Source organism: Microcystis sp. M53603_WE2 (assembly GCF_030065435.1).
Map to the genome: position 1 here is coordinate 1 of NZ_JASJFF010000018.1, position 1,414 is coordinate 1,414.

Annotated in this window: 1 protein-coding gene; it reads left to right on the forward strand. The window is 42.6% G+C overall.

Annotated elements, in window-relative coordinates; genetic code table 11:
* Positions 1–279: 279 nt before the first annotated feature.
* Positions 280–1,414: ferredoxin--nitrite reductase (locus tag PX481_RS00500; RefSeq protein WP_288093077.1), on the forward strand; the 1,135-nt coding region annotated here is incomplete at its 3' end.

The following is a 1,414-nucleotide window of genomic DNA, read 5'->3' on the forward strand; positions in this document are numbered from 1 at the left end:
ACCCCACACCCTACACCCCACACCCCACACCCCATCTCAATGCACTTACTGCATGACAGAAATCCTTAAACACGATGGTTAAAGGATTTCTGTTACAGACAATACAAAATTATCCAAGTTAAAAAGAATTAAATAACAAATAGAGACTAGGTAAATTACTAAATTTTTGCTAATGACGACGGTATTTTAAAGAATACTTATTGTTAAATCCCGATTTCTTCATTTCTAACCCGCACCAACTAGAACAATTACACCCACAAACCAAAAGGAGATAGATTCGTGGTACAAGCACCTGAAAAAGATGGAACAACTCTCAATAAATTCGAGAAATTTAAAGCCGAAAAAGACGGATTAGCCATTAAAGATGAACTAGATCATTTTGCCCAAATCGGTTGGGAAGCGATGGATAAAACCGATTTAGAATATCGCTTAAAATGGGTGGGGGTTTTTTATCGTCCCGTCACCCCGGGTAAATTCATGATGCGTTTGCGGGTTCCTAACGGCATTATTAGCGGTGAGCAAATGCGCGTTTTAGGGGAAATCGTGCAGCGTTACGGCGATGATGGTAATGCCGATATTACCACTCGTCAAAACCTACAATTACGCGGTATTCGTATCGAAGATATTCCTGATATTTTCCAACGACTAAAATCCGTGGGTATGACTTCGGTACAATCGGGCATGGATAATGTCAGAAATATTACCGGTTCACCCATGGCGGGACTAGACGCGGATGAATTAATTGATACCAGGGAATTAGTCCAAAAAGTCCAAGATATGATTACCAACTGCGGTCAAGGTAATTATCAATTTAGCAATCTGCCCCGCAAATTTAATATTGCCATTGAGGGGGGACGGGATAATTCTGTTCATGCGGAAATTAACGATATTGCCTTTGTTCCTGCCTATAAAGAAGGAGAATTAGGCTTTAATGTCGTGGTGGGAGGCTTTTTCTCGGCTAAACGCTGTGAAGCAGCAATTCCCATGAATGTTTGGGTGAGACCGAATCAGGAAGTGGTGGATTTATGCCGAGGGATTTTAGAAGTTTACCGCGATAACGGATTACGCGCCAATCGTCAAAAATCCCGTTTAATGTGGTTAATTGATGAGTGGGGAATCGAGGAATTCCGCACGCGGGTGGCTAATCAGTTAGGTTATCCCTTGGCAACGGCTGCCGAAAAAGACGCTATTGACTGGGAAAAACGGGATCATTTGGGAGTTTTTCCGCAAAAACAGGAGGGATTGAGCTATATCGGTCTTTGTGTTCCCGTTGGTCGTCTATTTGCCGATGATATGTTCGATTTGGCCCGGATTGCCGAAGTGTATGGCAGCGGAGAATTGCGTTTAACCGTGGAACAAAACGTGATTATTCCCAATATAGCGGCTGAAAATATGGCGACTCTTTTAACCGAGC